Origin of the sequence: Virgibacillus salarius (genome assembly GCF_039521925.1) — a bacterium.
GTDB classification, from domain to species: domain Bacteria; phylum Bacillota; class Bacilli; order Bacillales; family Amphibacillaceae; genus Virgibacillus; species Virgibacillus salarius.
The window spans coordinates 1-419 of record NZ_BAAACY010000038.1 but is presented as its reverse complement, the minus strand read 5'-3'; the positions used below and the strand labels follow the sequence as shown (position 1 = coordinate 419).

Here is a 419-nt window from a genome sequence, read left to right as displayed (position 1 = left end):
TGAAATTACAAGAAAATGATATCGCCTATGCAGTGAACCATATTGTAGAACATATCCCAGAGGAATCATTTGTGGGATTTTTGCGCGAAACAGGTTGTCCTGCTTACCATCCTCGAATGATGATGAAGATTATCTTATGTGCCTATACCCAATCTGTTTTTTCTGGCAGAAAAATAGAAGGCTTACTTAAAGATAGTGTACGGATGATGTGGTTAGCACAGGGTTATGAGCCGAGCTATCGTACCATCAATCGATTCCGTGTTCATCCCGAAGTAAAAGAGTTACTACGCCAATGTTTTGTCCTATTTCGCTGTCAACTTGTTGAAGAGAAGGCAATTGAAGAAGAGGTCATTTTTATTGACGGCACGAAATTAGAAGCGAATGCCAATAAGTTCACTTTTGTATGGAAAAAATCCATT

1 protein-coding gene is annotated in these 419 nt (G+C 38.9%); it reads left to right on the top strand.

Annotated elements, in window-relative coordinates; genetic code table 11:
* A partial coding sequence (locus ABDZ84_RS05945; protein ID WP_343780542.1) for a transposase occupies positions 1-419 on the top strand: 419 nt, incomplete at both ends.